This is a genomic window from Streptomyces hygroscopicus subsp. hygroscopicus, assembly GCF_001553455.1.
Lineage (GTDB): Bacteria > Actinomycetota > Actinomycetes > Streptomycetales > Streptomycetaceae > Streptomyces > Streptomyces hygroscopicus.
Window position 1 is genome coordinate 49,276 of the sequence record NZ_BBOX01000051.1, and the last position, 6,438, is coordinate 55,713.

Sequence of the window (6,438 nt, forward strand, 5' to 3'; positions counted from 1 at the left end):
CTCAGACGGTGCTGAAGACGTCCTCGTACGCCAGGCGCGGCAGCCGGCCCATCCAGGCGTCCGGGCCCGGCTTGCCGATGTTGACCACACAGACCGCCGCGTGCCGCCCGTCGCCGAAGAACTCCTTGGTGACGGCCGCGTGGTCGAAGCCCACCATGGGCCCGGCGGCGAGCCCCGCGGCGCGTACGCCCAGGATGAAGTAGCCCACCTGGAGCGCGGTGTTGAACCGTGCCGACGCCTCCCGGACGCCGGGGTCGGCGAAGATCTCCTGCGGGTTCTCCAGGAACGGCACCAGCCGCGGCAGCTCCTCGTGGAAGTCCAGGTCCGCGGCGAGCACCGCCACCAGCGGCGCCTTGGCCGTCTTCTCCTGGTTCCGTCCCGTCATATGCGCCAGCAGCCGGGTGCGCGCCTCCTGGGAGCGGACCAGGACCACCCGCAGCGGCTGCTGGTTCATCGAGGTGGGCGCGTACTTGACCAGCTCGTGGATGGCGCGCATCTGCTCGTCCGTCACCGGCTCGTCGGTGAAGGTGTTCGCCGTACGGGCCTCCAGGAACAGCTGCCGCTGCGCCTCCGGCGCCAGGGTGAGAGGGCTCAGGGCCTCGCTGCTCTCCGGTGCGCTCATGGAGCTCTCCTTGTGAAGCGGTGGTGAAACCACGTGATGTGCCGGTGAATGCATTGGACTGGACTGGCTAGTCCAGTGCGGTGATCGAAGGCTAGACTCACAAGTCCAGCGGAGGCAAGACCGGTTCGGAGCGAGGAGGTTGGGCCGTTGCGGACGGACAACGGTCCCCGGCGCAGTGCCGCGGGGCGGCCCGCGGGCCCCCAGCCCGCCAAGCGGCAGGCGATCCTGGAGGCGGCCGTGGCCGTCTTCCTGCGCGAGGGATACACGCGGGCGAGCGTGGACGTCATCGCCGACGAGGCCCGCGTGTCCAAGCAGACCGTCTACAACCACTTCGGCGACAAGGAGCGGCTGTTCATCGCCGCCGTCGAGGGGGAGCGGGAGCGGGTGGCGGCCGGTTTCGCCGACGGTTCCCCGTACGCCCTCGGGCCGGACGGCCCCGGGACCCCCGGGCCGTACGACGGCGGCGACGCCCGCGACGCGCTGATCGCCTTCGGCCGCCGGGTGCTCGCCGTGCTCCTCGACGAACGCGCCTCCGCCCTGCGCCGCCTGGTGATCTCCGAGGTCGCCCGGCACCCCTCGCTGCGCCCCGCGTGCGCGGAGGGGGAGCCCCGGCAACTGGTGAAGTACCTCGCCGAGATGTTCGGCCGGCGCACCGACCGCGGCGAGCTGAGCGTGCCGGACCCGGCCGCCGCCGCCGGGCAGTTCGTGGCCCTGGTCGTCCAGCAGGGGCTCCACCAGTCGATGTACGGCACCCATCCGCTCGCCGACGGGGAGGCCGCGGCCATCTGCGAGGGCGCCGCCGATCTGCTCGTCCGCGCGTACCGCCCATGACGTCCGGAGAGGTGCCACCCATGCGTGTGAGCGTGCTCGGACCGCTGACACTCGGCCTCGGCGCCCGGTCCGGGGTGCCCAGCGCGATGAAGCCGCGCAAGGTCCTGTCCCTGCTGCTGCTCCACGCCGACCGGATGGTGCCGGTGCGGTCGCTGATGGCCGAGCTGTGGGGCGATCAGCCGCCGCGCACCGGGCTGACCACGCTGCAGACGTACATCCTGCATCTGCGCAAGCTGCTCGCCGAGGTGCTGGGGGTGCCGTCGGCCGCCGTCACCCGGGACGTGCTCCAGACCCGGCCCGGCGGGTACGCCATGGTGCTCGGGCCGGGCCAGCTCGACGTCCACGAGTACCGCGCCCTCGTCGCCGAGGGCGAATCCGCGCTGGAGGCGGGCGACGAGCGGACGGCGGACACCTCCTTCCGGCGGGCGCTGGACCTCTGGCAGGGCCCGGCCCTGGTGGACGTCACCCCGCATGGCCGGCCGCTCCAGGCGGAGGTGGCCCGGCTGGAACAGTCCCGGCTGACGGTCACCGAGCGCGGCATCGAGACCCGGCTGCGGCTCGGCGGCCATCTGGAGGTGCTGAGCGATCTCGCCTCGCTGGTCGTGGAGCACCGCTTCCACGAGGGGCTGCACGGGCAGTACATGCTCGCCCTCCACCGGTCCGGACAGCGCACCCGCGCCCTGACGGTCTACCAGCGGCTGCGCACGGCGATGACGGAGGAGCTGGGGCTGGAGCCCTCGTCGAAGCTCCAGCGGTTGCAGCAGGCGGTGCTGGTCTCCGACCCCCGGCTGGACCACGAGGCGGGAACGCCGGGGCGCGGTCCGGTGGTGGCCTGACACCCGCCGCGGACGGCGCCCTCGGCGGACCGGACGCCCGGACGGCGCCTGCGGACGGCGCCTGCGGACGGCGCCTGCGGACGGCGCCTTCGGACGGCGCCTTCGGACGGTGTCCTCAGACGTCGGCCTCAGACGTCGGCCTCGGACGGTGGCTCAGACCACGCCCTCGGACGGTGTCCTCAGACGTCGTCGTCCTCCTCGTCGAGCCGGGCCAGCCAGGTCGCCAGCCGCTCCACCGGGACCTCGAAGTCCGGGTTCAGGTCGACGAACGTCCGCAGCTGCTCGGCGAGCCACTCGAAGGTGAACTCCTCGTCGCCGCGTCGCTGCTCCAGCTCCTCGATACCGCGATCGGTGAAGTACAAGGCTTGCTCCGGAAGGGATGGTGTGGATGTGCCAGCCCAGGATATGCGGCCCCCCGGCCGGGCGAGCGACCGGAGACGCCCGGTGGAGTTGACGTTGGGTGAGCGGTCCGCCCGGTGAGCGGTCCGCCCCGGTGGCTCTCCCGCCCCCGGCGGTCCGGCCGCCCGGCTGCTGCCGCGAGGGGATCCGCCCCGTCCGGGACTTCGAACCGCTGCCGGTCTGACCCGTTACCCGGTACGCCGGAAGGCCCGGTCCCGCGCGATGCGGGGCCGGGCCTTCCGGGTCTTTTCCGGGCCTTCCGGTCCGGGCCTTCCGGGCCGGAACGAGGCGGTGGCTCAGATGTCGAAGACCTCGCCGACCAGCGTCTGCTGCTCCGCCTGGTGCCGCTTGTTCGACCCCACCGCGGGCGAGGACGAGTGCGGACGGGAGACCCGGACCAGGCGCTCGGCGGCGGGGACGTCCGCGCCGACCGACAGCTCCAGGTGGTCGATCAGGTTGAGGGCGACGAACGGCCAGGCACCCTGGTTGGCCGGCTCCTCCTGCGCCCAGACGAACTTCTCGACGCCCGAGTACTTGGCGATCTCGGCCTGCAGCTCGGTACCCGGCAGCGGGTACAGCCGCTCCAGACGGATGATGGCCGTGTCCGTCACACCGCGCTTGTCCCGCTCCGCGGCCAGGTCGTAGTAGACCTTGCCGGAGCAGAAGACCACCTTGCGCACCGCGGCCGGGTCGATCGTCTCGTCGCCGATCACCGGGCGGAAGGAGCCGGTGAGGAACTCCTCGGTCTTCGACGCCGCGGCCTTCAGCCGCAGCATCGACTTCGGGGTGAAGACGACCAGCGGCTTGTGGTGCGGGTTGTGGACCTGCCAGCGCAGCAGGTGGAAGTAGTTCGACGGCAGCGTCGGCATGGCGACCGTCATGTTGTTCTGCGCGCACAGCTGGAGGAAGCGCTCGATACGGGCCGAGGAGTGGTCCGGGCCCTGGCCCTCGTAGCCGTGCGGCAGCAGCAGGGTGACCCCGGAGGTCTGGCCCCACTTCTGCTCGGCCGAGGAGATGAACTCGTCGACGATGGTCTGCGCGCCGTTGACGAAGTCACCGAACTGCGCTTCCCACATGACCAGGGCGTCCGGACGGGCCAGCGAGTAGCCGTACTCGAAGCCCATCGCCGCGTACTCGCTGAGCAGCGAGTCGTAGACGTTGTACCGGGCCTGGTCCTCGGTCAGGTACAGCAGCGGGGTGTAGTCGTCACCGGTCTCGCGGTCCACCAGCACCGCGTGGCGCTGGCCGAAGGTGCCGCGGCGGGAGTCCTGGCCGGCGAGCCGGACCGGGGTGCCCTCCATCAGCAGCGAGCCGATGGCGAGGGTCTCGCCCATGCCCCAGTCGATCGTGTCGTCCTCGATCATCGCCGCGCGCCGCTGGAGCTGCGGGAGCAGCCGCGGGTGGACGGTGATCCGGTCGGGGATGTTGACCTGGGACTCGGCGATCCGCTTGACGACCTCCTGGGAGACGCCCGTCTGGACCGCGACCGGGAACTCCGGCTGCGGCTCGGGGACCTCGGCCGGGGCCGGGGCCGAGACCGCGTCGCGGACCTCGGTGAAGACCTTCTCCAGCTGGCCCTGGAAGTCCTGGAGCGCCTGCTCGGCCTCTTCCAGGGTGATGTCGCCGCGCCCGATCAGCGACTCGGTGTAGAGCTTGCGCACCGAGCGCTTCTTGTCGATCAGGTCGTACATCAGCGGCTGGGTGAAACCGGGGTTGTCGGTCTCGTTGTGGCCGCGGCGGCGGTAGCAGATCAGGTCGATGACCACGTCCTTGTTGAACGCCTGGCGGAACTCGAAGGCGAGCCGCGCGACGCGGACGACGGCCTCCGGGTCGTCGCCGTTGACGTGGAAGATCGGCGCCTCGATCATGCGCGCCACATCGGTGGCGTACATCGAGGAGCGGGACGCGGCCGGGGCGGCGGTGAAGCCGACCTGGTTGTTGATCACGATGTGCACGGTGCCGCCGGTGCGGTAGCCGCGCAGCTGCGACATGTTCAGCGTCTCGGCGACCACGCCCTGGCCCGCGAAGGCCGCGTCGCCGTGGAGGGCGACGGGCAGCACGGTGAAGTCGGTGCCGGCCTTGCCGATGATGTCCTGCTTGGCGCGGACGACGCCCTCCAGGACCGGGTCCACGGCCTCCAGGTGGGAGGGGTTGGCGGTCAGCGAGACCTTGATCTGCTCGCCGTCCAGGCCGGTGAAGGTGCCCTCGGCGCCCAGGTGGTACTTGACGTCACCGGAGCCGTGCATGGACTTCGGGTCGAGGTTGCCCTCGAACTCGCGGAAGATCTGCGCGTACGACTTGCCGACGATGTTGGCGAGGACGTTGAGCCGGCCGCGGTGGGCCATGCCGATGACGACCTCGTCCAGGCGCGACTCGGCGGCCGCGTCCAGCACCGCGTCCAGCAGCGGGATGACGGACTCGCCGCCCTCCAGGGAGAACCGCTTCTGGCCGACGTACTTGGTCTGCAGGAAGGTCTCGAACGCCTCCGCCGCGTTGAGCCGGCGCAGGATGCGCAGCTGCTCCTCGCGCTCCGGCTTGTCGTGGCTGCGTTCGACGCGGTCCTGGATCCACTTGCGCTGCTTGGGGTCCTGGATGTGCATGAACTCGATGCCGGTGGTGCGGCAGTACGAGTCGCGCAGCACGCCCAGGATGTCGCGCAGCTTCATCATGGTCTTGCCCGCGAAGCCGCCGACCGCGAACTCGCGCTCCAGGTCCCACAGGGTGAGCCCGTGCTCGACGATGTCCAGGTCGGGGTGCTTGCGCTGGCGGTACTCCAGCGGGTCGGTGTCGGCCATGACGTGGCCGCGGACCCGGTAGGCGTGGATCAGGTCGAAGACCCGCGCCGCCTTGGTGACGTCGTCGTCGTGGCTGACGTCGATGTCCCGCAGCCAGCGGACCGGCTCGTAGGGGATGCGCAGCGCCTTGAAGATCTCGTCGTAGAAGTCGTTCTCGCCGAGCAGCAGCTGGCTCATGATCCGCAGGAACTCGCCGGAGGCGGCGCCCTGGATCACCCGGTGGTCATAGGTGCTGGTCAGCGTCATGACCTTGGAGATGCCCAGCTTGTTCAGGGTGTCCTGGGAGGTGCCCTGGAACTCGGCCGGGTACTCCATCGCGCCGACGCCGACGATCAGGCCCTGGCCGGGCATCAGCCGCGGCACCGAGTGGACGGTGCCGATGCCGCCGGGGTTGGTGAGGGAGGCCGTGACGCCGGTGAAGTCCTCCATCGTGAGCTTGCCGGCGCGGGCGCGGCGGACGATGTCCTCGTACGCCTGCCAGAACTCGAAGAAGTTCAGCGTCTCGGCCTTCTTGATCGCCGCGACGACGAGCTGGCGGTCGCCGTTGGGCTTGACCAGGTCGATGGCGAGGCCGAGGTTGACGTGCTCGGGCTTGACCAGGGTCGGCTTGCCGTCCTTCTCGGTGAACGAGTAGTTCATCGAGGGCATCGCCTTCAGCGCCTGCACCATGGCGTAGCCGATCAGGTGCGTGAAGGACACCTTGCCGCCGCGGGCGCGCTTGAGGTGGTTGTTGATGACGATGCGGTTGTCGAACAGCAGCTTGACCGGGACGGCGCGCACCGAGGTGGCCGTCGGCAGCGCGAGCGACGCGTTCATGTTCTTCGCCACGGCGGCGGAGGGGCCGCGCAGGGTGACCAGCTCCGGGCCGGCGGCGGGCGCGGCGGGCTCGGTCTTCTTGGCGGAGACCGTCCGCTCGGCCGGGATCGGCTTGACCGGCGCGGGCTTCGCCGGGGCC

The 6,438-nt window shown here is 70.9% G+C and carries 5 protein-coding genes; 2 read left to right on the forward strand and 3 right to left on the reverse strand.

Annotation, left to right across the window (positions count from 1 at the left end; translation table 11 throughout):
* Position 1: 1 nt before the first annotated feature.
* Positions 2 to 622 carry a malonic semialdehyde reductase gene (locus AXW62_RS07040; RefSeq protein ID WP_030823230.1) on the reverse strand — a complete coding sequence of 207 codons (621 nt, stop codon included), beginning with the start codon at positions 620 to 622 and terminating at the stop codon, positions 2 to 4.
* Positions 623 to 769: 147 nt separating this feature from the next.
* Here AXW62_RS07040 and AXW62_RS07045 point away from each other — a divergent pair, with 147 nt between their 5' ends.
* Positions 770 to 1,453: a TetR/AcrR family transcriptional regulator gene (locus tag AXW62_RS07045; RefSeq protein ID WP_060943718.1), complete on the forward strand. Its 684-nt coding sequence runs from the start codon at positions 770 to 772 to the stop codon at positions 1,451 to 1,453.
* Between the two features lie 20 nt (positions 1,454 to 1,473).
* The gene (locus AXW62_RS07050; protein ID WP_060943719.1) at positions 1,474 to 2,289 is read left to right on the forward strand and encodes an AfsR/SARP family transcriptional regulator; all 816 of its coding nucleotides are present in this window, start codon (positions 1,474 to 1,476) and stop codon (positions 2,287 to 2,289) included.
* Between the two features lie 179 nt (positions 2,290 to 2,468).
* Here AXW62_RS07050 and AXW62_RS07055 read toward each other — a convergent pair whose 3' ends face one another.
* Positions 2,469 to 2,651, reverse strand: a complete 183-nt coding sequence (locus AXW62_RS07055) for a DUF6104 family protein (protein ID WP_030823239.1) — start codon at positions 2,649 to 2,651, stop codon at positions 2,469 to 2,471.
* A gap of 333 nt (positions 2,652 to 2,984) precedes the next feature.
* On the reverse strand, positions 2,985 to 6,438 hold a 3,454-nt coding region (locus tag AXW62_RS07060), incomplete at its 5' end, for a multifunctional oxoglutarate decarboxylase/oxoglutarate dehydrogenase thiamine pyrophosphate-binding subunit/dihydrolipoyllysine-residue succinyltransferase subunit (protein ID WP_060943720.1).

What these genes read in the sequence shown, in the direction of transcription:
- AXW62_RS07040 (WP_030823230.1), bottom strand. Translation starts at nt 622, where the DNA reads ATGAGCGCACCGGAGAGCAGCGAGGCCCTGAGCCCTCTCACCCTGGCG.
- AXW62_RS07050 (WP_060943719.1), top strand. Translation starts at nt 1,474, where the DNA reads ATGCGTGTGAGCGTGCTCGGACCGCTGACACTCGGCCTCGGCGCCCGG.